Origin of the sequence: Apibacter sp. B3546, assembly GCF_009827885.1 — a bacterium.
GTDB lineage: Bacteria > Bacteroidota > Bacteroidia > Flavobacteriales > Weeksellaceae > Apibacter.
Genome location: NZ_WINW01000035.1, coordinates 96190 through 122458 on the forward strand (window position 1 = coordinate 96190; position 26269 = coordinate 122458).

Below are 26269 nucleotides of genomic sequence, written 5' to 3' on the forward strand. Positions count from 1 at the left end.
TATTTATGGATTACATACAGAGCATCATATTCTTACTTCTTGCATTTGCAGGAATTGGATTGTTTGTTCGTAATATCCTTAAAATAAAAAGAAATATATTATTAGGTAAAGCAGAAAACCGTTCGGATAATCCCTCCAAAAGATGGAAATTAGTTTTACGTATTGCCATTGGGCAAGGGAAAATATTAGCCCGTCCGGTTGCCGGAATTTTACATCTTGTTGTATATATTGGATTTGTCATCATAAATATAGAATTAATTGAAATATTTGTTGATGGTATATGGGGAACCCATCGGTATTTCGGAAAAATTCTCCCCTCTCCTCTTTACAATTTGACAACCGGAACGGTAGATATTCTATCATTTTCTGTTTTAATTGCGGTAACCCTATTTTTTATACGGAGAAATATAATCAAAGTTCCAAGGCTTAATTCCAAAGATTTGCTGGGTTGGCCGCATATGGACGGAAATCTTATTTTGATTATTGAGTTCTTAATGATGCTTTCTTTGCTCATTATGAATGCTGCCGATTTTACTCTTCAAAAAAAAGGTATTTTATATTCATGCGGATTTTTTCCTATAAGCAATTTCATATTTAATAATGTATTTTCGACCTTTTCAGTTGAAAGTTTGTATATAATGCAAAAATCAGCCTGGTGGTTTCATTACCTCGGGGTTCTCTTTTTTTTAAATTACTTATATTTTTCCAAACACTTACATATCCTATTTGCTTTTCCAAATACTTATTTTGCTAACCTTCAAAAACAAGGTCAACTTAATGATTTGGACTCTGTAACTAAAGAAGTAAAATTATTATTAGATCCCAATGCTGATCCTTATCATGCATCAACGGAAGAATCATTACCTGAAAAATTCGGAGTCAGTGACGCTACTGATTTATCTTGGATTCAATTATTGAATGCATATACCTGCACTGAGTGTGGAAGGTGTACATCAAGTTGTCCGGCAAACTTAACCGGAAAAAAATTATCTCCAAGAAAAATCATGATGGATGTTCGAGATCGTATCGAGGAAATCGGTAGAAATATTGACAAGAACGGGAATTTTTTAGATGATGGAAAACAACTTTTAGGTAATTATATTACTCCTGAAGAGATTTGGGCTTGTACAACTTGTAATGCTTGTGTGGAGGCTTGTCCATTATTGATAAACCCACTTTCCATACTAATTGATTTGCGCAGATATTTAGTAATGGAGAAAACAGCTGCTCCTAGCGAATTAAATTCTATGATGAGCAATATAGAAAATAATAATGCCCCCTGGCAATTCAGTCAAAATGATAGAGCCAATTGGACTAAAGAATAATTTTAATTTATTTTTGTAAATAAACGTAAAATATGGATCGACCTATTAAAACTATGGCAGAATTTAAGGCAGAAGGAAAATCCCCTGAAATACTTTTTTGGGTGGGATGTGCCGGAAGTTTTGATGATCGAGCCAAAAAAATAACAAGATCATTTGCTTCTTTACTTCAAAAGGCCAATATTGAGTTTGCTATTTTAGGGCAGGAAGAAGGTTGTACCGGAGATCCGGCTAAAAGAGCCGGAAATGAATTTCTATTTCAAATGCAGGCCTTGATGAATATTGAAGTTTTAAATTCATATGAAATAAAAAAAATTGTTACCGCTTGTCCTCATTGTTTTAATACTCTAAAAAATGAATATCCTCAATTAGGAGGAACATATGAAGTTTTACATCATACACAGTTTTTAGTTTCTCTTTTAAATGAAGGTAGAATAAAAGTTAAGGGTGGAATTTATAAAGGAAAAAAGATAACTTTCCATGATCCCTGTTATTTGGGAAGAGCTAATGATGTGTATGAAGCTCCTCGTGAATTGTTGGCCCAATTGGAAGTTAATTTGTTAGAGATGAAAAGATGTAAAAAAAACGGTTTATGTTGCGGTGCGGGTGGAGCACAAATGTTTAAAGAACCGGAACCCGGTAACAAAGATATCAATGTTGAGCGAACAGAAGAGGCTTTACTACTTAATCCCGATATAATAGCAACGGGATGTCCTTTCTGCAATACGATGCTTACAGACGGTCTTCAATCAAAAAATAATAACTCTCAAATCTATGTTAAAGATTTAGCAGAGTTGTTAAATGAAAATTTAAGCTAATCTTATCCACCTCTCCTACTTATAAATCTTTTTTTATTATAACTGTATCTTATTCAGTTAAATATATCATAATCTGTCTTAAATATTTATTTTTTATTTTGAAATATTATTAGTTTATTTGCTTTAAAATAAAATATTTATTCCATTAATTACTATTTATATTATATATCAAATTAGAAAAAAACTATTATATTGTATTAAAATTATAGTTCTTGAATAGTAATCTTTAGTAGATCAATTTCTTTAAATTTATCATAAATCATTTAAAATTAATTACATACACCAAGCCAATAAAAACCACCTCATGAGAAAAACTAACCGAAAAATATATTTTGTTATCCTATATTTATTCACAGCGATAGGTATATATGCTCAACATATTAATGAAAAGAATAACATACACGAAGATTCCCTATTATCCAAAGAAAAAAAAGATTCGCTTAAGATTCAAGAACTTAAAATGCAAGTTCAGGAATTAAAATTAAGTCAAATTGCCCTTCTGAATGAAAAGAAAAATATGGGAAAAACCGATTCCCTAAAAAAAGCATTACAAAAAAAACAAATTGACTCATTACGGGCGATCACCAAAGGGTATCCTGTTGTAATCGATAATGACACTTTATTTAATTTATATGCTCGGAGAGGCGGCGTAATGCCCGCAGACCGGGCAAGTAAGGTAAAGGAAGTAATAATAGCAGAAGGAAAAAAACTTAAGCTTAAACCCGATTCTATATACATGTATGAAACCGAATACGTTACAGATATTATGTCCGGAGAAAAAGTTATAATTACTTTATCGGATCAAGATGGTTTATGGCAAAATACCACTCGTCAAGATCTTGCCAAAAAATATACAGCAATTATTTCTAAAAAAATATCTGAATTACACTCCAAATATGGTCTTCAACAAAAAATTAAGTCATTTTTAATTTTATTTTTAGTCATTATTGCTCAAATAATTGCCATATACTTTACCCAAAAATTATTTATAAAAATTAAGAGTCGCCTCAAGAAAATAATTAATGAGAAATTCAAAGCAAATAAATTTCTTACGAATGATCGACAGGAAGTTTTATTGGTTTCTATAACAAAAGTTACCAAATATTCATTTATCATTGTCCAATTAATTATATCTATTTTTATCATATTTTCGATTTTCCCTGAAACAGAAAAATATGTATATCACATGTTTACTTTTATGGGAAATCTTGCTAAAGATATGGGAAATACCATTATACATTATATTCCCAATTTAGTTAAGATAATTTTTATATATCTAATTTTCAAATACATAATAAAAATATTAAAGTATTTTTCAGGAGAAATAGCTGAAGAAAGAATTAAAATCAAAGGCTTCTATCCGGATTGGGCGCATTCAACGTTCAACATACTTCGATTTTTACTTTATTCTTTTATGTTTATTATGATTTGGCCTTTACTTCCTAATTCTAATTCTCCCGCCTTTCAAGGAATTTCCGTATTTATCGGTCTTATTATATCATTAGGATCTACTACCGTAATAGGAAACTTAATGTCCGGATTGGTTATTACTTATATGCGTGCATTTAAAATCGGAGATCAGATTAAGCTGAATGATACCATTGGTAATGTCGTAGAAAAAACACCTTTTGTAACGAGAGTTAGGACTTCAAAAAATGAATTAATTACTATTCCTAATTCTTTTATTCTTTCCTCTCAAACAGTTAATTATAGCGCTTCGGCAAGAAATTACGGGATTATAATATATTCAGATATTACGGTGGGTTATGATATTCCCCGCAAACAAGTGGAAGATTTACTTATTGAAGCAGCTACTAATGCAGAAGGAGTGTTAAAAAATCCTGCTCCATTTGTATTGGTGAAAGAATTGGAAGATTTCTATTGCTGTTATCAGATTAACGCCTATACGGATCGGGATTTGGCTATGCCTAAAGTTTATTCAAATCTTCATAAAAATATTATGGATCGTTTTCATGAAGAAGGAATTGAAATTTTATCGCCTCATTTTTATGCAGAACGCGATGGTAATGAAATTGTAATGCCCTCCCAATACAAACACCAATCCAATGATTGAATTGATACAATATAATAAAAAAGGCCTTAAAAAGGCCTTTTCTTCTTTTATTTTTATAGTTTAAATTGGGAATCGTCTAGTTTAGGGTTTATTTTATAGCTGGTTATCGTTTGAACCGCTGTTTGACCGGGTACTTTGGTTTTTATTTTGGTGGAGAACTTATATCCTTCAAAATCTTTGTAATCTGAATATTCTTTTGATACAACTTCATTTTCTTTTATAGTTTCTTCTTTTACTTTAAATCCCGTTTCAACATCGAAATAAAGAATAGTTTTAATGGGTCCTTCTGTAACCGTAATTTTATAAACTTCTTTACCGTCTAAGTTTTTCTTACCTTCTAACACCGCATTATCTTTGGTTATATACAATTCTGAAAAAATCCCTTTCTTAACTTTCATTTCATTTAATTCATCTTTTTCACCGGTTGCGGGTAAATTTGAAAATAATTTTTTTCCGTCAAAACCTTTAATAATAGTTTGACCCATGATTGATATTTTAGATACAAATTTATTAGGTGCTTTGTATTTAATTTCTAAATCAGCAGGTTCCGGCAACTGAGCAAATGTTATTTTGCCCTCAGAAATCAAAGTGGTTATTTGTTGTAATTTTTCTTTACTACCGGCCACAGCAACATAATAATGATTTAAAACGGATTCTAATGTTGGTTCTTTTTCAATCTCTTTGGATAAGACTGTACAATGAGTACCGGTTACTACATTTGCTTTCGCTATAAAAGAAATAACCAGTAATAAGGTAAGTATTTTTCTTTTCATTTTTTTATTATTTAAAAAATTAATATGTATTATTTAAAATTGATAATTTACAGAGTTATTAATAAAACAACCATTGAATTCAGCCGGTATATTTAACTGTTTTCTTATTCATAATTTCTTTTCAGAATTATTCATAAATAATGACCCTATTTTAAAATATTCTGAACATTTAGAGACTTAGGCTTCCAATGTATTATCTTTCCCTTTGTGCTATTACCTCCTTTAAAATATTTAAAACCCCATCTTCATCATTGGAATCTGTTTTAAATTTGGAAATTTCTTGTAATTTAGGATGTGCATTTTTCATTGCATAACTAAAATAACTTTCCTGCATCATTCCTATATCATTTAAAAAATCTCCAAAAGCCATAGTTTCTGCTTTAGATATGTTTAATATTTCTTGAACTTCTTTTAAAGCAAATCCTTTATCGGCATTTTTAACAGAAATATCCAGCCAAAATTTACCTGATACTACTACTTGGTAATTTTCGCTAAGGTGTTTTACATAAGGTAAAATATTTTCTTCCGAACCTACACTGTTGTATATCGCCATTTTAACTATCTGATCATCAATAGGCTCCTGAAAGCTCGGAATAATTTTCCTTTTAGGATAATAGGGAGCTATTTGTTTTTCAAATTCCGAAAATCCCTCTTCAATATATGCACTTTTTATACCGCATAAAAGCATTTGAGTATTAGGTAAGGGACGTATCAATTGGGCTACTTCATGGATAACATTTTGATCCAATTCATGGATAAATAACTGCTTTCCTCTGTGTACTACGTTTCCTCCATTTTCAGCAATAAAATATATTTCATTCTTAATTTTTTCAAAAACCCCTAAGAGACTGTCGTATTGTCTTCCACTTGCTACGACAAATTTTATATCCAACTTTTTCAGTTTTTCATATATTGTAAAGAACTCTTGATTGAGTGTATAATCTGAATGAAGCAGTGTTCCATCCATATCTGTAACTACCAGTTTTAACTTACTATAGTCCATATATTATTTTAGTTAGCTTTTAAATTATGTTTTATTGTTAATCCGTTTATAAAATCTGAAATCCCCATTCTTTTCTTTCCTTCTAATTGAACTTCAGTTAAAAAATAGAATCCATCGGCGGCTGCAATTTTAAATGTTTTTTTGCCTTCAATACATACAGTTCCAATATCTAGAATATGTTTTTCAATTTTATAATGCCCCTTATAAATTTTTAATATTTTAGACTCTCCATTTATCGACAAATGGGTAAAAGCAGCAGGATAAGGACTTAAACCTCTTATTAAATTGTGTATATTTTCTAAAGGTGCATCCCAATGTATTTGACAATCTTCTTTAAATAATTTAGGAGCATATTTGTATTCAACCCCCTCTTTTAAAATTTGTTTTTGAGGTTTTAATGTTCCTTCTGAAAGGCCTTCAAGAGTTTTTACTACTAATTGTTTTCCTAAATTTTTTAGTTTATCATGTAAAATTCCGGCGTCATCGGAATCTTTAATTTCTGTCTTAGCTTGCAACAAAATTTCACCGGTATCAATTTTATCATCAATAAAAAATGTGGTAACGCCCGATTCTTTATCTCCATTGATAATAGCAAAGTTAATAGGTGAAGCTCCTCTGTATTGAGGCAATAAGGATGCATGTAAATTAAAAGTTCCTAATTTTGGAATAGACCAAACTTCTTTAGGCAATAAACGAAAAGCTACAATAACGATTACATCCGGATTTAATTGTTGAAGCTGATTTATAAATTCGGGATCTTTCATTTTTGCGGGTTGGAACAAAGTCAAATCTTGACTTACTGCATATTTTTTAACGGCTGATTCAGCCACTTTTTGTCCTCTTCCCGCCGGTTTATCAGGGGTAGTTACTACTCCTACTACTTCATATCCGGATTTTATTATTTCTTCTAAAGGAGCTACAGCAAACTCCGGAGTTCCCATGTAGACTATTCTTAGAGCTTTTCTTGTCATGTAAAATTCGCGTATAAATTTTGTATAATACAAAGGTAAACATTGTATTTTTTGTATTATACATTTATCACTTTTTTATATTTATACATTTTACATTTTCGTTCTGAAAAAAATCATTATATTTGCAGTTCAAAAAACGAAAATTTTATGTATGCAATTGTAGAGATAGCAGGGCTTCAATACAAAGTTGAGCAAGACCAAAAATTGTTCGTAAACCGTTTAAAAGCAAATATTGACGATGAAGTTACTTTTGACAAAGTATTGCTTACCGATAACGGTTCTGTAACAGTTGGCGCCCCGGTTATTAATGGAGTGACAGTAGTCGCTAAAGTTTTAGATCAAGTAAAAGGAGACAAAGTAATTGTTTTCAAAAAGAAAAGAAGAAAAGGTTACAAAGTAAAAAACGGTCACAGACAACAATTTACTCAAATTCAAATCGTTTCCATAGGTGGTGCAGAAGCTCCTAAAAAGGCTGCAAAAAAAGCAGCTCCTAAAAAAGAAAAAGAAGCGGAAGTTAAAGAAGTAAAAGCAGAAGATTAATTTAAAAAAGTAATTAAAGCATGGCACACAAGAAGGGAGTTGGTAGCTCCAAAAACGGTAGAGAATCACATTCCAAAAGATTAGGAGTAAAGATTTTCGGTGGTCAAGACGCCAAAGCAGGTAACATCTTAGTGAGACAAAGAGGAACAACTCATCACCCAGGTGATAATGTTGGAATGGGAAAAGACCATACTTTGTTTGCTCTTACAGATGGTGTAGTAGTTTTTAGAAAAAAACAAAATAATCGTTCTTATGTTTCAATACAACCTAGTACTGAAGCTCAAGCTTAAAAAATTTAATACGATTATATTAAAAATATGAAAATCCGGTAATAACTACCGGATTTTTTTTATTTATTGATATTTAAATAAAAATCGACTTTATTGGTTTAAGTTTAAATCAACAACAACTAAAAAATATTAATAAATAACCCGTAGGATTGAATTTTTAATTAGTTATCTATGTACTATAATTTTTTTAAAATAATCTAATGGGGACATTATGAATTTAACAATTTTAAATGTTGCCAGATATAAACAAGTAATGACAATTAGAGCTGTAACACCTAAATTTAAGAGTAAGCTTGGGTTAAAATTCAATAGAGGAAATAAGCCAACATAAAAAAAATTTAATATAATGTGATGCATCAAGTAAATTTCCAACGTTTTAGAACCATATTTACCCAGGGTATCCGGTATTACATTTATAATTCCAATTGAAACCGTTATTGCTAAAACATACACTAAAATCCTATATAAGAATCCTTCATATCGGGTTTTATAATTTTTTATGTAAGGATCTTCCCCGAATAAAGAAATCAAAAATTCTTTATTTACAACGAAGTAAATACTAATAAATACTACAACCAAAAATAATATTGCATATAATTTATTAATATTCCTTATCCTTCCAATACTGACTTCCTTACAAAAGGCGCCAAGTAAAAAATAAGGAAAAAAGGTAAATATTCTGAACATGAATATTTCGGAATCTAAGAATCCTACGCCCAAAGGGAATAAAAAAGAGATTAGTAAAAAAGTTACTTTTGAAACCCTATCTTTTGCGATTAAAAATAAAAAACGCCATACTAATAATCCAATGATATACCATCCTTTGGGTTTAATAAAAAAAATTAACCAATTTTTAAATCCTGCAAAAATTAGAGGAAATGAATAAATAAATTGGAAAATGGTAAAAGTAATTATTAATGATATAAAAGATTTTTTATATTTTTCCCAAGTAATATTTTTTGAAAAATAACCGGATATAAAAATAAATAATGGCATATGAAAGGTATAAATAAAACCAAAGATTGTATCCCTTATATGCCCGTTATTAAATTGCAAGGTATGTCCATAAACCATTAAGAAAATTAATCCGAATTTTAACGAATCAAAGAGCTTATTTCTTTGCATAAGAACTATATTTCATTTCCGAAGAATGTTATTTATCTTTTAGTAACCAGAGCAAGTATTAGCTGTAGTTTTATTTATTATTATAATTTAAAAATTTTTCCGGCATTTTCAGAAGTTACAGCCCCTATTTTTTCAGGCAACATCTCATAGATATCCGAAAGTTTATCGGCAATAATTTTTAAATAGGATGATTCATTTCTTTTGCCACGAAAAGGAGAAGGTGCCAAATATGGAGAATCTGTTTCCAAAACAATCTTTTCAATAGGAATTTCTTTTAAAAATTGATCAATTTTTCCATTTTTAAAAGTAACAACTCCTCCGATTCCTAAATAAAAGCCTAAATCTACAAACTCTTTTGCCTGTTCTAAGTTACCCGTAAAACAATGAATTATGCCATACAAATTCGTATCTTTTTCTTTTCTTACTATTTCCAATACTTCATTAAAAGCTTCTCTAACATGAATAACGATCGGAAGTTTATATTGTTTAGCTAATTGAATTTGTTTTATAAAAGCATACTTTTGAATTTCCAAAGTTGAAGTATCCCAAAATAAATCCAATCCTATTTCTCCAACGGCTGCAAATTTTTCCTCGGAAAGTTTATTTTCAATAAAGGCTAATTCCTTTTCGTATGAATCTAATTTTACATCGCAAGGATGAAGCCCCATCATTAAAAACATGTTTTCAGGATATTTATTTTTAAGTTCTTCCATCTTAGGGTAATAAGATGAATTTATGGAAGGTAAGTAAAAACGTTGTACTCCATGATCCAGGGCTCTTTGAATCACTTCTTCTCTATCGTGATCAAATTGTTCGGAATATAAATGAGTATGACTATCTATTAATAGCATTGTTTAATTTGAGTATTTTTTAACTTATCTTAATAAGAATCATTCATTTTTTTTCTTAATTCCTGATATTCTTCTTTAAAAGCACCCGGTGGTAAAAGTGGCTCTAAATTCTGAATATTTTTTACAATACTATATAAAAATTTTTTATAGGCTATCGTATGGGTATTTTGAATTTTGTGTTGTAAAGAAGCGTTTACTTTTTTCACCATTTGCATGGTTGAAAATTCATCAGGTGAAATATGAGCGTTTTTAAATTTCTCCCATATATATTTTATGGCTACATCATTTGGATGAATTAAATCTTCTTTATAAAAACGATAATCCCGTAAATCATCCATCATAAATTCATACGATGGGAAATATTCACAATTATCGTACGATTCGACCACCGAATGGATGGCACATAAAAGCTTGGATTTACTTATATTATTTTCAACCAAACCATCTTTACTATGTCTTACCGGACTTAATGTAAAAAAAATTTTCATGTTTTTCTTTCCCATATCCGTCAACATTTCAATGATGTTTTTCAAAGAAGTTTTTATTTGATGTTCTGCCAATAATAATTTAGAAAAATGTGTATTCGGAATTTTATGACAATTAGCTACTATTATATCAAATTGATTTAATTTGTATACAAATGAAGTTCCTAAAGTAATTATAACCATATCGGTCTCTTGTAGAAACTTATTAGCTAAATTTATATTCTGATTGATATGAGATAACACCCTATCTTTAGATATATCATTAAAAGAAGAATGATGATCCCAACTTAAATATAATTCTTCATATTTGAAAAGTTCTGATGATTGATATTCTTCCTGGGAATAAATTCTCATGATTGCATTTTCAACAGCTAAAGGATGAAATATAACACCAAAAGGATTATGAAATACTGAAAACTTATACTGAGATAATTTATTGGAAATTTCGGTAGCGAAACAGGAACCTATAGTAAATATTTTACTTTTGTAATCAAGTTTAATTGAATTAGGATTATATGGTAATTCTGTTCTAAATATCATCTTTATTAACTTTCCCTAACTAATAAATAATCGATCAGTTTATAAAAAGCCTGTTTTTTGGTAGCATCTGCTGTAACTTTATCTAAATAGTTTCTTGCTTGATCTGAATAGGTTTTAATTAATTCTAAACAAGAATCTCCAACATTCAAATCATTAAAAATAGCTAAAACTTCGTTTACTTTGTCTATATTTTCTCCTGTAATTGTATACCAACGATTTAATTTTTGTCTCTGTTCATCATTTGCTTTTTGTCGAGCTAAGATGTATAAGATCGTTTTCTTATTTTCAACAATATCTCCTGCATGTTTTTTTCCTACGGATTCTTGATTTCCAAATAAATCCAAATAATCATCCATTAATTGAAAAGCAATTCCCAATGATTTGCCAAATTCATACATATTTTTTGAGTCCTCTTCATCTGCTTCTGCTAATAATGCGCCCATTTGAAAAGCACAAGCACACAATACAGCCGTTTTCCCGGTAATCATGTGTATGTATTCTTCATATGGCACATTCGATTGTTTTTCAAAATTCATATCATACTGCTGTCCTTCACAAACTTCTAAAGCAGTTTGGGAAAACAAATGAAAACATTTTTTAAATAATTGAGGTTCTAAGTCCTCTAACATTTGAAAAGACTTAACCATCAACGCATCCCCCGATAGAATTGCTACATTTTCATCATACTTAACATGAACGGTTTCTTTGCCTCTACGTAAAGTGGCTTTATCCATAATATCGTCATGCATCAAAGAGAAATTGTGAAAATACTCTATTCCCAAAGCGGGTTTTACAGCTCTTTCAATATTTCCTTTAAACAGATCACATGACATTAATAAAAATATAGGACGTAGTTGTTTTCCTCCTATTGATAAAATATAATTGATGGGGTCATAAAGTTGATGGGGAGGATTTGTTAATTTATGTTTATTTATAGCATCTCTAATGATTGATCTATATTTATCTAAAAAAGGCATTTTTTCGTATTTTCCTATATATATTGTTACAAAGATAAGGTTTTGTAAAATATTCTTCCTACCCTTGTGAATAAATTTACTATCAATATTTTACATTTGATAGGAATAATTATTTTTTTATAGATTATAAATATAAATAAAAAGGTATTTTTAAAATGAACACTATGGTAGAATTGGATAACATAATCCCACAAAAAGAATTTGCTAAATTTTCTACTCCTATAAATTGGAAAATAACACCTGCCCAACATTGGGCTGTCATTGGACCAAATGGAGCGGGAAAATCTTTATTAATTGATATTTTATTAGGCAAATATGCTTTACAAGAAGGTAAAATTAGTTATACTAAAAAATTTAATCATCTCTCTGATTTTATAAAAATAGTTGCTTTTAAGAATATTCATGCCCTTTCCAAGACTCAAAACAGCTATTACCAACAAAGGTGGAACAAAGGATTGGAAGATGAAACGCCCCAAGTTAAGGATCTATTATTCAAGAATACTGATTTACAATGGATGGAATATCTCATTTCCTTAGTAGGAATTGAAGACTTAATGGAGAAAAATATTGATCTCCTTTCGAGCGGAGAACTCAGAAAATTTTTAATTATTCAATCTTTATCCACTAAACCCGAGATTCTAATATTAGACAATCCGTATATTGGCTTAGATACTAAAGCCAGACAAGTTTTAGATCAGGTTTTACTCGACCTTAAAAATTTACAAAACTTACAGGTAATAGTACTCATCTCAAACATTGCTGATATTTCTCCAATCATTACTCACGTTTTACCCATTAACAACAAAACATTATTCCCAAGTAAAACCTCTCAAGAATTTTTTGAAGATAAAAAACTGCAAAATGAATTGTTTCCTCATTTTAATTATGAATTAAAAAAACTTCCATACCCTTCTAATCAACCAAAGGAAATTAGTTATAACTATGCTTTACAATTAAATAATATAAATATCCGATATGGCAACCGAACCATTTTGAAAAATATATCTTGGAAAGTTAAAAAAGGTGAAAAATGGGCATTATCCGGTCCTAATGGCTCCGGAAAATCAACTTTATTGAGTGTAATTGCTGCCGATAATCCTCAAGCATATGCCAATGACATTCTCCTTTTTGATAAAAAAAGAGGAACAGGAGAAAGTATTTGGGATATTAAAAAACATATGGGATATATATCACCGGAAATGCATTTATATTATCAAAAAAATGTAACATGCTTGGAAGTAGTTGGATCAGGATTTTTTGATACTATTGGTTTATACAGAAAATGTGATCAAGAGCAAATAAAAATATCCTTGCAATGGATGGAAATTTTGGGAATTGAAAAACTTAAAAATTCTTCTTTTCTCTCTATATCGACAGGAGAACAACATTTAGTTTTATTAGCTCGTGTATTTGTAAAAAATCCTTCGCTCGTTATTCTTGATGAACCCCTTCATGGACTGGATATGAATAATAAATTTCGTGTTTTGCAAATTATCGAAAAATTTTGTGATTCAAGAAAAGCTTTGATCTACGTGACCCACTATAAAGAAGAGCTACCTTCTTTAATAAATCATGAACTCTCCCTAACTAAAATACAATAAAATTCTATTTACAAAATCAAAAAGGTGTTTTATAGGCATGGTATGTATAAACTGTGTTGGGGACCAGTTCCCACCTAAGGGCAACCCTATAAATAAGATAATATATTAATTAGCAGAATATATTCTATTCGGTAATTAAAAATTTATTCTTGTAAAAAAACTATTAGATGATTTCACATAAATTAATGTAAATATAGTTATCATATTGGATAACCAAAACCTTCTAACATAATCAACAGCAATCAAGCATATCAAAAGAATAGCTATATATTGACATGTTAAAAATAAAAATATATTATTTGATTTTAAACGAAAAATTTTTTTCAAATAAATAAACATGCTAAAAAAATTAAACAAGTATTTAAAAAAAAGCCTAAGAGATAAATTGGATGTTTTTTAAAAATAGGGATTTTCCACATAATTACCTCATCTGTTGAATTAAAGACCCAATAAAGCTCTTTAATACTATTCAAATGATCTGTTCCAAATTTATTCCAACTGTTTATAATTATATTTATATCCCTATTGCTGCCATTAAAACAAATTCCTACTAATAAAAAAACGAAAAAAGAAGGGATTAATAATGAAATTTTCTTAATAGATACACTATTTAAATTAGTAATATTGAGACAATAAAGGATTGGAAAAAAAGTAAAAACAAAATAAGCTTCATGTATAAGAATCATAAATATGCTCATCAAATTACATATTACAATTTTTAAATTAAAAGATTTTATTTTGTTAGTAACATATAATTGGAAAAGAAAATAAACAATCAATAAAACATCTAATGTAAAAAACATTTTATATGCAATAACATTAATAAGCATAAAGCTTCCAAATAAAATATAAGGCTCTAACTTATTTAAGTAAAATTCTTTTATTATAAAAAACACCAAAAGAATTATAAGTATAATTTCAAAAATAGGTTGAAATTTAAAAGGTTCAATAGGTGTGTTATTAGCTAAAAAAAATAAAATACTTCCGAATAATCCCCTTCTAATAAAACCTGCTTCATAATTTATATAAGACCCTTTAATAATTAACCATTCATTGGAATAATAACCTATAAACTTTAGTTTAACTTCAATTAAAATAAAAAAATTTACTAATAAAGAGTTTTCTTTATCATATTCATATTTTTACATTAATTATATAAGTGAACAAAAAATAACAGTAGAAATAATTTATTTAAAATAAATTATAGTGATATTGATTTTTATTATTCATTAAAATATAATTACTAAATTAAAATATTATACGATTATTAGTTTAATAGTATTTTGAATAATGGATAAAACAATAAGATATGAACTCATTTTTTATTACATTTTGATAAATTTCAGATTTATAATTTCACAAACCCAAAAAGTAATGCCTTAAAAAAATACACAAATCAATATAAAGTAAAAATATTTTTTATTAAATTTATTTTGGCAATTAAAAAAATTATCATAATTTAGCGCCCAATTATAATTAATACAAAGAATGTCATTGTTTACTAACATAATTAGCATTATTCTGATTCTGGGTCAAGCTCAGGGTGAGTAATGCTTGTGTTGTAAATTATACAAAATATAAAAAGCCTTTCTCACTCTAAGGAGAAAGGCTTTTTAATGTTTTTTAATCACAAAAAGAAAACGATACCAAGGATGGATAAATTATTCATTTTCGACACTACTTTAAGGGATGGAGAACAGGTCCCGGGGTGTCAATTAAATACAATTGAAAAAATTGAAATTGCTAAAGCATTAGAAGAATTAGGGGTCGATGTTATTGAAGCCGGTTTTCCCATTTCGAGTCCGGGAGATTTCACTTCTGTAGAAGCTATTTCCAAAGCTGTAACAAACCCTACCATCTGCGCTCTAACCCGTGCTGTTGAAAAAGATATAGAAGTAGCTGCCGATGCTCTCAAATATGCCAAGAAAAAAAGAATACATACTGGAATCGGAACTTCTGATTTCCACATAAAATATAAATTTAACTCTACCAGAGAAGAAATCATAAAAAGAGCCGTTGCCGCAACTGCATATGCAAAAAAATTCGTTGAAGATGTTGAGTTCTATGCTGAAGATGCGGGAAGAACTGACAATGAATACTTAGCCCAAGTGGTCCAAGCAGTTGTAAATGCAGGAGCAACAGTTATCAATATCCCTGATACCACCGGATACTGTCTACCTACAGAATATGGCGAAAAAATAAAATACTTAATTGACCATGTAGATATGAAAAATGCCATCTTATCTACTCACTGCCATCAAGATTTAGGAATGGCAACAGCCAACTCACTTATGGGAGTTATCAATGGTGCCAGACAAGTAGAGGTAACGATTAATGGAATTGGAGAGAGAGCAGGAAATACATCACTTGAAGAAGTTGTTATGGCTATAAAAAGTCATAAAGAATTATCTATTGACACAAATATTAATACAAAGAAAATATACCCGGTAAGCAAAATGGTTTCCAGCTTAATGAATATGCCTGTTCAACCTAATAAGGCAATAGTTGGTAGAAATGCTTTTGCCCATTCTTCCGGAATTCATCAAGACGGAGTATTAAAAAATCTTTCAACTTACGAAATCATTGATCCTAAAGAAGTTGGAATAGATGACAATGCTATAGTGCTTACCGCCCGAAGTGGTCGTCATGCCCTTAAAAGCAGACTGAACTTACTAGGAATTAAAGTAGAAGCGAATGAATTAGCCAATATATACGAACGATTTTTAGAACTTGCTGATAAAAAGAAAGATATTAATGACGATGATCTTTTAATATTAGTAGGAAAAGAACCTAATGAAAGTAACCGTATAAAACTCGATTACTTACAAGTTACTTCCGGAAAAGGAATTAAAAATGCTGCAATTGTTACCCTAAATATAGCCGGCGAAAAATTCACTTCGACTTCTTTCGGAAACGGACCTGTAGATGCAGCAATTAACACCGTAAGAGACATTCTTAAAAAACAAATGACTATTCATGAGTTTTTAATTCAGGCTATTAACAAAGGAAGTGACGACTTAGGAAAAGTTCACATGCAAGTTGAATATAAGGGTAAAAATTATTACGGATTTTCAGCAAATACCGATATTGTGACTGCTTCCGTTGAAGCTTATCTTGATGCAATAAATAAATTTACCGTTTAACACTATATACAAAACCAATTAAAAAAGAGAATATACCATGAAAACACTTTTTGACAAAATTTGGGATGCTCATACGGTTACGTCTATACAAGATGGGCCCACCCAATTATATATAGATAGGCATTTTTGCCATGAAGTTACCAGTCCCCAAGCCTTCAACGGACTAAGAGAAAGAGGATTAAAAGTTTTTAGACCCTCTCAAACAACGTTAACTGCCGACCACAATACACCCACTTGTAATCAAGATCAACCGGTAAAAGATCCTGTATCAAAAAAACAATTAGATACCCTTTCTAAAAATGCGGAAGAATTTGGCCTTACCCTTTATGCTCTTGGAAATGAGAGAAATGGAGTGGTTCACATTATTGGTCCTGAAAATGGCTATACCCAACCGGGGATGACCATCGTTTGCGGAGATAGTCACACTTCTACACACGGTGCCTTCGGAGCTATTGCATTTGGAATAGGAACCAGTGAGGTTGAAATGGTTTTGGCTACTCAATGTATTCTTCAAAGCAGACCCAAAACAATGAGAATTAATTTTAACGGAGCCCTAAGTGAAGGAGTAACGGCTAAAGATTTAGCATTATATATGATATCTACCCTTACCACAGGAGGAGCTACCGGTTATTTTGTTGAATATGCAGGAGAAGCTATTCGAAATCTTAATATGGAACAACGAATGACTCTTTGTAATTTAAGTATTGAAATGGGCGCACGAGGCGGATTAATTGCACCGGATGAAACCACATTTGAATATCTTAAAGGTAAAGACTTTGCTCCTAAAGGAGATAAATGGAAGGAAGCAGTTGAATACTGGAAAACGTTGAAAACCGACGAAGGAGCCCAATTCGATAAAGAATATACTTTTGACGCTACTAAGATTGAACCTATGGTTACCTACGGTACTAACCCGGGTATGGGAATATCTATAACCGGATCCATACCTACTTTAGACGGATTGGATGAAACCGGTAAAATATCTTTCAAAAAATCATTGGATTACATGGGCTTTAATCCGGGAGAAAAAATGGAAGGAAAACCCATTGATTATGTATTTATTGGAAGTTGTACCAACGGAAGAATTGAAGATTTTAGAACTTTTGCAAATTTTGTAAAAGGCAAGAAAAAAGCAGAAAATGTAACCGCTTGGCTAGTTCCCGGAAGTCATCGTGTAGCTCAACAACTGATCGATGAAGGTTTATATAAAATATTAGAAGAAGCAGGATTCGAAATTCGTCAACCGGGTTGTTCCGCTTGTCTAGCTATGAATGATGATAAAGTTCCGGCAGGAAAATATGCCGTTTCCACCACTAACCGAAACTTTGAAGGAAGACAAGGTCCCGGAGCCAGAACAATTTTGGCCAGCCCTTTAGTAGCTGCTGCTGCTGCTGTAACCGGAAAAATAACCGATCCTAGAAAACTAAACTAATCCTCTAAAAAAACAAAATGGAAAAATTTAAAACAATAACATCAACCTATGTTCCACTACCAATTGAAAATGTGGATACAGACCAAATCATACCCGCACGTTTCTTAAAAGCTACTAATAAAGAAGGTTTCGGAGATAATTTATTCGCTGATTGGAGATATGATAAAACCGGAAATCCAAAACCGGATTTTGTATTGAATAATCCAACATACAGCGGGAACATATTAGTTGCAGGAAAGAATTTCGGAAGCGGTTCCAGTAGAGAACATGCTGCTTGGGCAGTTTCCGGATATGGCTTCCGTGCAGTGGTTTCCAGCTATTTTGCTGATATTTTTAAAAATAATTCCCTTAACAACGGATTACTTCCGGTAGTAGTAAGTCCTGAATTTTTATCGGATCTTTTCGAAAATGTACATTCAGATCCTAACAATACTATTACTATTGATCTGGAAAAGCAAACAATCACCAATAATAAAACGGGAAAAACGGAAATTTTTGACATTAACTCTTATAAAAAAGAGTGCCTTCTTCAAGGGCTTGATGATATAGATTACTTATTATCTAAAAAAGATAAAATTGAAGAATATGAAAAAAACCGTGTTTTTCAATACTAAATTAGATACGATTTTATCATCTCATTTTTCTAAGTAAAGGTCCCATTGGGTCTATCACGTATCATTAATAAAAACAACAGTATGATAGAAATTATGGATACCACTCTCCGTGATGGAGAGCAAACTTCCGGGGTTTCATTTTCCATGCAAGAAAAACTAAGCGTTGCCCGTCTACTCATAGATATGGGATTAAATAGATTGGAAATTGCTTCTGCTAAAGTTTCTGAAGGAGAATTTTTAACTGTTCAAAAAATAGCCTCTTGGGCAGAGAACGCCGGACACTTAGATAAGTTAGAAATATTAGGATTTGTTGACAAAGGGGTGTCCTTAGATTGGATAAAAAGAGCCGGGTGCAAAACAATCAATTTATTAACCAAAGGGTCTCTTAAACACGTAACAGAACAACTACGTAAAACACCCGAACAACATGTAAAAGATATCAAGCATGATATTTCACTTGCTGAATCCATGGGGATTTCGGTGAATATATATTTGGAAGATTGGTCTAATGGTATGATTCATTCAAAAGACTATGTTTTTTTTATGATAGATCAATTGAAAGACCTTCCTATCCAACGTTTTATGCTTCCTGATACTTTAGGAATTCTTAACCCCCTTAACACAAAACTTTTTTGTACGGAAATAGTTCATCGTTACCCGAATATTCACTTTGATTTTCATGCACACAATGATTACGATTTGGCTGTTGCCAATGTAATGGCCGCAGTAGATTCCGGAATTCAAGGAATTCATGTTACCATGAACGGATTAGGGGAAAGAGCAGGAAACGCACCATTACCCAGTGTAATTGCTGTTCTCCATGATCAGATGAAGATAAAGACTTCCGTAAAAGAATACATGTTAAATAAAGTAAGTCGAGTGGTAGAAACCTACTCAGGACTGAATATTTCATCCAATCAACCGGTAATCGGAGAAAATGTTTTTACCCAAACAGCCGGAATACATGCCGACGGGGACAACAAAAACAATTTGTATTACAATGATTTGCATCCGGATCGATTCGGTAGAGTTCGAGAATATGCCCTGGGTAAATTATCCGGAAAAGCTAATATTAAAAAAAATATTGAAGCTTTAGGAATCGAATTGGATGAAAAAGATATGGTTAAAGTAACCAACCGAGTTATTGAATTAGGAGACAGAAAAGAAATTATTACACAAGAAGACCTCCCATTCATCATTTCGGATGTTTTAAATACTAATGAAAATGAAAAGAAAGTAAAAATACTTTCTTATGCTTTAGTTTTAAGTAAAGGTTTGCATCCAACAGCATCCATTCGTATGGAAATTGACGGAAAAATGTATGAACAAACAGCTTCAGGTGATGGACAATATGATGCATTCTCTGAAGCTATCAGTCTCATTTATGAAAAATTGAACAAGGCTAAACCTATCCTTACTAACTATAAAGTAATTATTCCACCCGGGGGACAAACGGATGCGCTTGTACAAACGGTTATATCTTGGAAGTTAAATGATTACGAATTTAAAACCAGAGGACTGGATGCTGACCAAACAGAAGCTGCTATAAAAGCGACTGAAAAAATGCTGAATATAATTGAAAACCTTCATTAAAATTGGTAATTATTTGAGGAAATTAGGTTTTCAACTTATTTAATTTAAAAAATTTTAATCGTTTATATAATTTTGATGCGGAAATTATTTCCAAACTAAAATGTATTAACGCTTTAAATTTAGGTATGATGAAAATTTTTTAAACCTAAACCGGTATAAGGTTTAAAAATGCATAACAAATAAAGAATATAAATATAAAGAATATATAAAATGAAATTAAATATAGCCGTATTACCCGGAGACGGGATAGGCCCTGAAATCATAGCTCAAGCCTTAGAAGTAACTAAAGCTATATGCGCAAAATTTAATCATGAGCTTACTTATAAAGAAGCCTTAGTTGGAGCAATAGCTATAGACAAAACCGGAAATCCATACCCTCAGGAAACCCATGATTTATGTATGGATTCTGATGCCGTCTTATTTGGAGCTATCGGAGATCCTAAATATGACAACAATCCATCTGCTAAAGTTCGTCCGGAACAAGGTCTATTAAAAATGAGAAAAGAGCTTGGGTTATACGCAAACCTTCGTCCGATAAATACCTTTCCATCCTTACTACATAAATCTCCGCTTCGTCCTGATCTTGTGGATGGTGCAGATTTTATGTGCGTAAGAGAATTAACCGGAGGTTTATATTTTGGTCGTCCTCAAGGAAGAAGTGAAGATGGTAATACCGCTTACGACACTTGTGTATATACCAGAGAAGAAATTGAAAGAATTGTTAGGTTAGCTTATAAACTAGCAGGACAAAGAAATAAAAAACTGACTATAGTTGATAAAGCAAATGTACTTTGCTCTTCTCGTTTATGGAGACATGTATCTCAAGAAATAGAAAAAGAATTTCCAGATATCGAAACTGAATATATGTTTGTAGATAATGCTGCGATGCAGATTATTCAATGGCCTAAGCGTTTTGATGTTTTAGTTACAGAAAATCTTTTCGGAGATATCCTTACCGATGAAGCTTCCGTTATAACCGGATCTTTAGGAATGTTACCTTCTGCCTCAATCGGTATTCATACTTCCGTTTTTGAACCTATACATGGTTCCTACCCGCAAGCTGCCGGAAAAAATATAGCAAATCCACTAGCTACCATACTTTCTGCGGCATTAATGTTTGAATATGCTTTTGATTTAAAAGAAGAAGGAGCACTAATCAGAAAAGCGGTGGATGCTTCAATGGAACAAAAAATAGTTACCGAGGATATCGCATTCGATGGTAAAGCTTATTCAACTTCTGAAGTTGGTAATTGGATTGTAGAATATATTAAAAATTCATAGTTTAGTTAATAAAAGGGCTTTCATATAATGAGGTCCTTTTATTTCTTATTTGATTTATAAAACTTTAAAATCTAATTATAAGCAAAAGAAATTCTACTTTAAAGAATAACTGGCTTTTTCAATTAATAAATTACCTGTTTAAATTACTAATTAGATAAATAAAATTATTTAGGTTACTTGTTTTTTAATTAATTATTATAAAAAGATTCATAAATTTCAGAGTATATCCAAAATACAAAAAAAATCACCATTGAATAAATCAATACAATATAAATAGCAAACTTTAATTTATATTTTTAACATTAAATTATAATTTAATTTCATCAAATATTATTTTATTTACAAATAATATTTGGACATAACAAAAAACAATCTTAATTTTGTCCCATTATTATAAAATTTATACTTAAAACCAATGTATCAACATAACTACATACTATTACTTCTTCTCGTTCTGGTCAATATATATTAATCAGAGAAAGGGATATACGTAAAATCAATTGTAGTTATTAAAAATATTCATAAGCCCTTTCTCTTATTAAGGAAAGGGCTTAAATTTTATAAAAAATAAAATAAACTAAAAAATGAAATACCAGTTAAGAAGTCACACCAGTACACATGGTCGAAGAATGGCTGGAGCCCGAGCTCTATGGAGAGCTAACGGTATGCGCGAGGAACAAATGGGGAAGCCTTTAATCGCAATTGTAAATTCTTTTACCCAATTTGTACCCGGACACGTGCACTTGCATCAAATAGGTCAATTTGTAAAATCAGAAATAGAAGCTTTAGGCTGTTTTGCTGCCGAATTCAATACCATTGCCATAGACGACGGAATAGCCATGGGACACGATGGAATGTTATATTCTCTTCCTTCCAGAGACTTAATTGCCGATAGTGTTGAATATATGGTAAATGCGCATAAAGCAGATGCCATGATTTGCATAAGTAACTGTGATAAAATTACTCCGGGTATGCTTATGGCCTCCATGCGCCTTAACATACCGACTATATTTGTTTCCGGAGGTCCTATGGAAGCCGGTGAATTAAATAATCAACATTTAGATTTAATCGATGCCATGATTAAATCTGCAGACTCAACGGTTTCAGATAAAGAGGTGAATGCCATTGAACGATCTGCCTGTCCAACTTGCGGATCATGTTCCGGCATGTTTACGGCAAATTCCATGAATTGTTTAAACGAAGCAATTGGATTAGCACTTCCCGGAAATGGAACTATAGTAGCTACTCATGCTAACAGAAAAAAATTATTTAAGGATGCAGCTGCCCTAATTGTTAAAAACGCTTATAAATATTATCAAGAGGGAGACGAATCGGTTTTACCTAGAAATATTGCAACTAAACAAGCTTTTTTAAATTCAATGGCGCTAGATATAGCAATGGGTGGTTCAACAAACACTATTCTTCATTTATTAGCTATCGCCAATGAAGCTGAAGTAGATTTCACTATGGATGATATTGATGCATTATCAAGAAAAACACCATGTCTTTGTAAAGTTGCTCCTAATACAACTAAATATCATATACAAGATGTAAATAGAGCGGGAGGAATTATGGGTATTTTAGGAGAATTGGCTAAAGCTGATTTAATAGATACATCTACCCACCGTATCGATGGTTATACTTTAAAAGAAGCAATAGATGTATACGATATTACTAAATCAAACCCTACTAAAGAAGCATTAGATTTATACCAATCGGCACCGGGTAATAAATTTAATTTAGTAATGGGATCGCAAAATTCAACCTATTCTACATTGGATACCGATCGTTCCGAAGGATGTATTCGAGATTGGAATCATGCCTATACTAAAGATGGTGGTTTAGCTATATTAAAAGGAAACATAGCTCTAAACGGTTGTGTAGTTAAAACAGCAGGTGTGGACGAAAGTATATTTAAGTTTACAGGAACTGCCAAAGTATTTCAATCTCAAGATGCCGCTTGTGAGGGGATTTTATCGGGAAAAGTTCAATCAGGTGATGTAGTAATTATTACTTATGAAGGACCTAAAGGGGGACCCGGCATGCAAGAAATGCTCTATCCTACTTCATACATAAAATCTAAGCACTTAGGAAAAGAATGCGCCTTAATTACAGATGGTAGATTTTCTGGAGGAACTTCCGGTTTATCTATAGGGCACGTTTCGCCCGAAGCTGCAGCAGGAGGAGCCATTGGTTTGGTTGAAGACGGAGATATCATAGAAATCGATATTCCTAATCGAACCATTAATGTTAAAATATCCGATGAAGAATTGAAATTCCGAAGAGAACAAGAAATTTCCAAAGGATCAAATGCATTTAAACCGCAAAGAGATCGAAAAATTTCGAAAGCTTTAAAGGCTTATGCCAGTATGGTTAGCTCTGCTGATTTAGGAGCTGTAAGAATAATAAAATAAATGACTAAACAATAAGAGAATAAAGACTATGAATACTAATATTTCAGGAAGTGAGGCTTTAATACAATCCTTGCTTAAAGAAGGGGTAGATACCATATTCGGATATCCGGGAGGCGCTATTATGCCGGTATTCGATGCTTTATACGATTATAAAGATAAAATCAATCATATTCTTGTACGTCATGAACAGGCTGCGGCTCATGCTGCACAAGGCTATGCCCGTGCTAAAGGCAAACCCGGAATCGTTTTGGTAACTTCCGGTCCGGGTGCCACTAACACTGTAACCGGGATAGCAGATGCCATGATTGACAGTACTCCCCTGGTAGTAATTTCGGGACAAGTATTTTCCGGTTTACTGGGAAGTGATGCTTTTCAAGAAGCTGATGTAGTAGGAATAACTAAGCCGATCAGCAAATGGACGTATCAGATACGAAATGCAGAAGATATTCCCTGGGCTGTAGCCAGAGCTTTTTATATAGCCAGTAATGGTCGTAAAGGTCCGGTAGTTTTAGATATAACCAAAGATGCTTTGCAAGGACAAATCGAATATGCCCCTGCAAAAATCAATTTTATAAGAAGTTATCAACCCATTCCGGATTTAAAACCGGAAGAAATCCGTGAAGCTGCCAAACTTATCAATGAAGCTAAAAAACCGTTGGCATTAATCGGTCAAGGAGTTATCTTAAGCGGAGCGGAAGAAGAACTTAAAAAGTTTTTGGAAAAAGCTGATATTCCCGCCGCATCCACGATGTTAGGTTTATCGGCCATTCCTACTGACCACCCTTTAAATGTGGGACTTTTAGGTATGCATGGTAATGTTGCCCCAAATGTGAAAACTAATGAATGTGATGTTTTAATAGCTATAGGTATGCGATTTGATGATCGGGTAACCGGTGATTTAAAAACGTATGCTAAACAGGCAAAAATTATTCATTTTGATATTGATCCTTCTGAAATTGATAAAAACGTAAAAACTCATGTAAAAGTTTTAGGTGATGCTAAAGCAACTTTAGCTGAGGTAACCCAATTAGTAAACGAAAATAAACACACCGAATGGTTAGACAGTTTTAAAGAATATTACGAAAAAGAATACGATGCTGTAATTGAAAAAGAATTGTATCCTGAATCCGGAAGCTTAAAAATGGGAGAAGTCGTAAGAAAAGTATCGGAAGCTACCCATCATGAAGGTATTTTAGTTACCGATGTTGGACAAAACCAAATGATGGGCGTTCGGTATTTTAAATATAAACAAAGCCGAAGTGTTATTACTTCCGGAGGACTTGGTACTATGGGATTTGGTTTACCGGCTGCCATTGGTGCAAAAATTGGTGCTCCTGATCGAACCGTTTGTTTATTTGTGGGCGATGGCGGAATTCAAATGACGATTCAAGAATTGGGAACGATCATGCAATATGACATTGATGTAAAAATTATCATATTAAACAACCATTTTCTAGGTATGGTGCGTCAATGGCAAGAATTGTTTTTTGACAAAAGATATTCTGAAACTCTTATGAAAAATCCAAATTTTGAAGCTATTGCTAAGGCCTACAATATTAAATCTAAAACCATAAGCAAAAGAGAAGAGTTGGATCAGGCAATTGAAGAAATGATTAATCATAAGGGATCTTACTTATTAGATGTTCAGGTTGAAATTCAGGGTATGGTATATCCGATGATTCCGGCCGGTTCGTGTGTTACTAACATTTTATTAGGAGAAACTAACCAAATATAAATCTATGTTATGGAAACTATTGAAACTCAATTTAACTCTGTCGCCCAACAATACGATAAACAGCGAAGAAAATTAATTCCCTGTTTTCAAGATTTTTATAAAATAGCGGTTGAAAATATAAACCTTTCATCATCTTCTCCTAAAATTTTAGATTTAGGGGCCGGTACCGGATTATTATCCGAATTTGTTCTTCAAAAATATCCAAATGCTCAAATTACTTTGGTTGATCTGTCAGAAAAAATGTTAGAAGTTGCTAAAAATAGGTTTGAAACTAATACCTCTATCCATATTATTCGACAAGATTTTACCACATATACATCGACACAACCATTTGATGCCGTTGTGTCCTCATTGGCTATTCATCACTTGGAAGACTCGGATAAAATTAAACTATATAATTCCATTTTTTCTTATCTTAAAGAGGAGGGCACATTTATAAATGCAGAGCAAGTTAGCGGTGAAGATGATTATTTTTCAAAATTTTATGATACCCGTTGGAGATATCAAATTGAAAACAGCGGACTTACCGCTGATGAAATTAAGGCTTCATATGAAAGAATTAAATTAGACAAAAGAAGTCCCATACTTGCCCAATTAAAATGGCTGAAAGATGCGGGTTTTAAACATGTTGATTGTCTTTATAAATATTATGACTTTGCTGTTTTATATGCTAAAAAGTAGAAATAA

The 26269-nt window shown here is 31.6% G+C and carries 21 protein-coding genes; 14 read left to right on the top strand and 7 right to left on the bottom strand.

The window, feature by feature from the left end; genetic code table 11:
• Window positions 1–5: 5 nt before the first annotated feature.
• From GFU93_RS07570 to GFU93_RS07580, 3 genes are all read left to right on the top strand, one after another.
• Window positions 6–1325, top strand: coding sequence for a (Fe-S)-binding protein (locus GFU93_RS07570; RefSeq protein ID WP_160568462.1), 1320 nt, complete (start codon window positions 6–8; stop codon window positions 1323–1325).
• A 32-nt stretch (window positions 1326–1357) separates the two neighbouring features.
• Window positions 1358–2140, top strand: a complete 783-nt coding sequence (locus GFU93_RS07575) for a (Fe-S)-binding protein (RefSeq protein WP_160568464.1) — start codon at window positions 1358–1360, stop codon at window positions 2138–2140.
• 304 nt (window positions 2141–2444) lie between these two features.
• The gene (locus tag GFU93_RS07580) at window positions 2445–4214 is read left to right on the top strand and encodes a mechanosensitive ion channel family protein (protein WP_160568466.1); all 1770 of its coding nucleotides are present in this window, start codon (window positions 2445–2447) and stop codon (window positions 4212–4214) included.
• 53 nt (window positions 4215–4267) lie between these two features.
• Here the strand turns inward: GFU93_RS07580 and GFU93_RS07585 are convergent, their stop codons facing one another.
• The 3 genes from GFU93_RS07585 to fmt form a co-directional block, all read right to left on the bottom strand.
• Window positions 4268–4987: a hypothetical protein gene (locus GFU93_RS07585; protein WP_160568468.1), complete on the bottom strand. Its 720-nt coding sequence runs from the start codon at window positions 4985–4987 to the stop codon at window positions 4268–4270.
• Window positions 4988–5180: 193 nt separating this feature from the next.
• Window positions 5181–5990, bottom strand: coding sequence for an HAD family hydrolase (locus GFU93_RS07590; RefSeq protein ID WP_160568470.1), 810 nt, complete (start codon window positions 5988–5990; stop codon window positions 5181–5183).
• A gap of 8 nt (window positions 5991–5998) precedes the next feature.
• Window positions 5999–6961 carry a methionyl-tRNA formyltransferase gene (gene fmt, locus GFU93_RS07595; RefSeq protein ID WP_160568472.1) on the bottom strand — a complete coding sequence of 321 codons (963 nt, stop codon included), beginning with the start codon at window positions 6959–6961 and terminating at the stop codon, window positions 5999–6001.
• Window positions 6962–7108: 147 nt separating this feature from the next.
• Between fmt and rplU the strand changes: the two genes are divergently transcribed.
• A complete protein-coding gene (gene rplU / locus GFU93_RS07600; RefSeq protein ID WP_105297179.1) occupies window positions 7109–7501 on the top strand; it encodes a 50S ribosomal protein L21 in 393 nt (130 codons plus the stop codon).
• Window positions 7502–7521: 20 nt separating this feature from the next.
• Entirely contained in the window at window positions 7522–7791 is a 270-nt protein-coding gene (rpmA, locus tag GFU93_RS07605; RefSeq protein WP_160542760.1) for a 50S ribosomal protein L27, read from the top strand.
• Between the two features lie 165 nt (window positions 7792–7956).
• Here the strand turns inward: rpmA and GFU93_RS07610 are convergent, their stop codons facing one another.
• From GFU93_RS07610 to GFU93_RS07625, 4 genes are all read right to left on the bottom strand, one after another.
• Window positions 7957–8916 (bottom strand): acyltransferase family protein, encoded by a 960-nt coding sequence (locus GFU93_RS07610; RefSeq protein ID WP_160568475.1) that lies wholly within the window; start codon window positions 8914–8916, stop codon window positions 7957–7959.
• A gap of 80 nt (window positions 8917–8996) precedes the next feature.
• Entirely contained in the window at window positions 8997–9767 is a 771-nt protein-coding gene (locus tag GFU93_RS07615; RefSeq protein ID WP_160568477.1) for a TatD family hydrolase, read from the bottom strand.
• Window positions 9768–9796: 29 nt separating this feature from the next.
• On the bottom strand, window positions 9797–10792 hold the full coding sequence (locus GFU93_RS07620; RefSeq protein WP_160568479.1) for a GSCFA domain-containing protein: 996 nt from the start codon (window positions 10790–10792) through the stop codon (window positions 9797–9799).
• 5 nt (window positions 10793–10797) lie between these two features.
• Window positions 10798–11769, bottom strand: a complete 972-nt coding sequence (locus GFU93_RS07625) for a polyprenyl synthetase family protein (RefSeq protein WP_160568481.1) — start codon at window positions 11767–11769, stop codon at window positions 10798–10800.
• 164 nt (window positions 11770–11933) lie between these two features.
• On the opposite strand from GFU93_RS07625, the gene GFU93_RS07630 reads away from it, so the two are divergent.
• The 9 genes from GFU93_RS07630 to GFU93_RS07670 all read left to right on the top strand — a co-directional run bounded on the left by GFU93_RS07630 (window position 11934) and on the right by GFU93_RS07670 (window position 26263).
• On the top strand, window positions 11934–13370 hold the full coding sequence (locus GFU93_RS07630; RefSeq protein WP_221411561.1) for an ATP-binding cassette domain-containing protein: 1437 nt from the start codon (window positions 11934–11936) through the stop codon (window positions 13368–13370).
• Between the two features lie 1652 nt (window positions 13371–15022).
• Window positions 15023–16513 carry a 2-isopropylmalate synthase gene (locus tag GFU93_RS07635; RefSeq protein ID WP_105297171.1) on the top strand — a complete coding sequence of 497 codons (1491 nt, stop codon included), beginning with the start codon at window positions 15023–15025 and terminating at the stop codon, window positions 16511–16513.
• 37 nt (window positions 16514–16550) lie between these two features.
• Window positions 16551–17945, top strand: coding sequence for a 3-isopropylmalate dehydratase large subunit (leuC, locus tag GFU93_RS07640; protein ID WP_160568485.1), 1395 nt, complete (start codon window positions 16551–16553; stop codon window positions 17943–17945).
• A 17-nt stretch (window positions 17946–17962) separates the two neighbouring features.
• Window positions 17963–18559, top strand: a complete 597-nt coding sequence (gene leuD, locus GFU93_RS07645) for a 3-isopropylmalate dehydratase small subunit (RefSeq protein WP_160542771.1) — start codon at window positions 17963–17965, stop codon at window positions 18557–18559.
• 81 nt (window positions 18560–18640) lie between these two features.
• Window positions 18641–20152: an alpha-isopropylmalate synthase regulatory domain-containing protein gene (locus GFU93_RS07650; RefSeq protein ID WP_160568488.1), complete on the top strand. Its 1512-nt coding sequence runs from the start codon at window positions 18641–18643 to the stop codon at window positions 20150–20152.
• A 210-nt stretch (window positions 20153–20362) separates the two neighbouring features.
• On the top strand, window positions 20363–21433 hold the full coding sequence (gene leuB / locus GFU93_RS07655) for a 3-isopropylmalate dehydrogenase (RefSeq protein ID WP_160568490.1): 1071 nt from the start codon (window positions 20363–20365) through the stop codon (window positions 21431–21433).
• Between the two features lie 584 nt (window positions 21434–22017).
• On the top strand, window positions 22018–23847 hold the full coding sequence (ilvD, locus tag GFU93_RS07660; protein ID WP_160568492.1) for a dihydroxy-acid dehydratase: 1830 nt from the start codon (window positions 22018–22020) through the stop codon (window positions 23845–23847).
• A 28-nt stretch (window positions 23848–23875) separates the two neighbouring features.
• Window positions 23876–25582 carry a biosynthetic-type acetolactate synthase large subunit gene (gene ilvB / locus GFU93_RS07665; protein WP_160542778.1) on the top strand — a complete coding sequence of 569 codons (1707 nt, stop codon included), beginning with the start codon at window positions 23876–23878 and terminating at the stop codon, window positions 25580–25582.
• Between the two features lie 9 nt (window positions 25583–25591).
• The gene (locus GFU93_RS07670) at window positions 25592–26263 is read left to right on the top strand and encodes a class I SAM-dependent methyltransferase (protein WP_160568494.1); all 672 of its coding nucleotides are present in this window, start codon (window positions 25592–25594) and stop codon (window positions 26261–26263) included.
• Window positions 26264–26269 lie beyond the last annotated feature (6 nt).

What these genes read in the sequence shown, in the direction of transcription:
- GFU93_RS07570 (WP_160568462.1), top strand. Translation starts at nt 6, where the DNA reads ATGGATTACATACAGAGCATCATATTCTTACTTCTTGCATTTGCAGGA.
- GFU93_RS07575 (WP_160568464.1), top strand. Translation starts at nt 1,358, where the DNA reads ATGGATCGACCTATTAAAACTATGGCAGAATTTAAGGCAGAAGGAAAA.
- GFU93_RS07580 (WP_160568466.1), top strand. Translation starts at nt 2,445, where the DNA reads ATGAGAAAAACTAACCGAAAAATATATTTTGTTATCCTATATTTATTC.
- GFU93_RS07585 (WP_160568468.1), bottom strand. Translation starts at nt 4,987, where the DNA reads ATGAAAAGAAAAATACTTACCTTATTACTGGTTATTTCTTTTATAGCG.
- GFU93_RS07590 (WP_160568470.1), bottom strand. Translation starts at nt 5,990, where the DNA reads ATGGACTATAGTAAGTTAAAACTGGTAGTTACAGATATGGATGGAACA.
- fmt (WP_160568472.1), bottom strand. Translation starts at nt 6,961, where the DNA reads ATGACAAGAAAAGCTCTAAGAATAGTCTACATGGGAACTCCGGAGTTT.
- rplU (WP_105297179.1), top strand. Translation starts at nt 7,109, where the DNA reads ATGTATGCAATTGTAGAGATAGCAGGGCTTCAATACAAAGTTGAGCAA.
- rpmA (WP_160542760.1), top strand. Translation starts at nt 7,522, where the DNA reads ATGGCACACAAGAAGGGAGTTGGTAGCTCCAAAAACGGTAGAGAATCA.
- GFU93_RS07610 (WP_160568475.1), bottom strand. Translation starts at nt 8,916, where the DNA reads ATGCAAAGAAATAAGCTCTTTGATTCGTTAAAATTCGGATTAATTTTC.
- GFU93_RS07615 (WP_160568477.1), bottom strand. Translation starts at nt 9,767, where the DNA reads ATGCTATTAATAGATAGTCATACTCATTTATATTCCGAACAATTTGAT.
- GFU93_RS07620 (WP_160568479.1), bottom strand. Translation starts at nt 10,792, where the DNA reads ATGATATTTAGAACAGAATTACCATATAATCCTAATTCAATTAAACTT.
- GFU93_RS07625 (WP_160568481.1), bottom strand. Translation starts at nt 11,769, where the DNA reads ATGCCTTTTTTAGATAAATATAGATCAATCATTAGAGATGCTATAAAT.
- GFU93_RS07630 (WP_221411561.1), top strand. Translation starts at nt 11,934, where the DNA reads ATGGTAGAATTGGATAACATAATCCCACAAAAAGAATTTGCTAAATTT.
- GFU93_RS07635 (WP_105297171.1), top strand. Translation starts at nt 15,023, where the DNA reads ATGGATAAATTATTCATTTTCGACACTACTTTAAGGGATGGAGAACAG.
- leuC (WP_160568485.1), top strand. Translation starts at nt 16,551, where the DNA reads ATGAAAACACTTTTTGACAAAATTTGGGATGCTCATACGGTTACGTCT.
- leuD (WP_160542771.1), top strand. Translation starts at nt 17,963, where the DNA reads ATGGAAAAATTTAAAACAATAACATCAACCTATGTTCCACTACCAATT.
- GFU93_RS07650 (WP_160568488.1), top strand. Translation starts at nt 18,641, where the DNA reads ATGATAGAAATTATGGATACCACTCTCCGTGATGGAGAGCAAACTTCC.
- leuB (WP_160568490.1), top strand. Translation starts at nt 20,363, where the DNA reads ATGAAATTAAATATAGCCGTATTACCCGGAGACGGGATAGGCCCTGAA.
- ilvD (WP_160568492.1), top strand. Translation starts at nt 22,018, where the DNA reads ATGAAATACCAGTTAAGAAGTCACACCAGTACACATGGTCGAAGAATG.
- ilvB (WP_160542778.1), top strand. Translation starts at nt 23,876, where the DNA reads ATGAATACTAATATTTCAGGAAGTGAGGCTTTAATACAATCCTTGCTT.
- GFU93_RS07670 (WP_160568494.1), top strand. Translation starts at nt 25,592, where the DNA reads ATGGAAACTATTGAAACTCAATTTAACTCTGTCGCCCAACAATACGAT.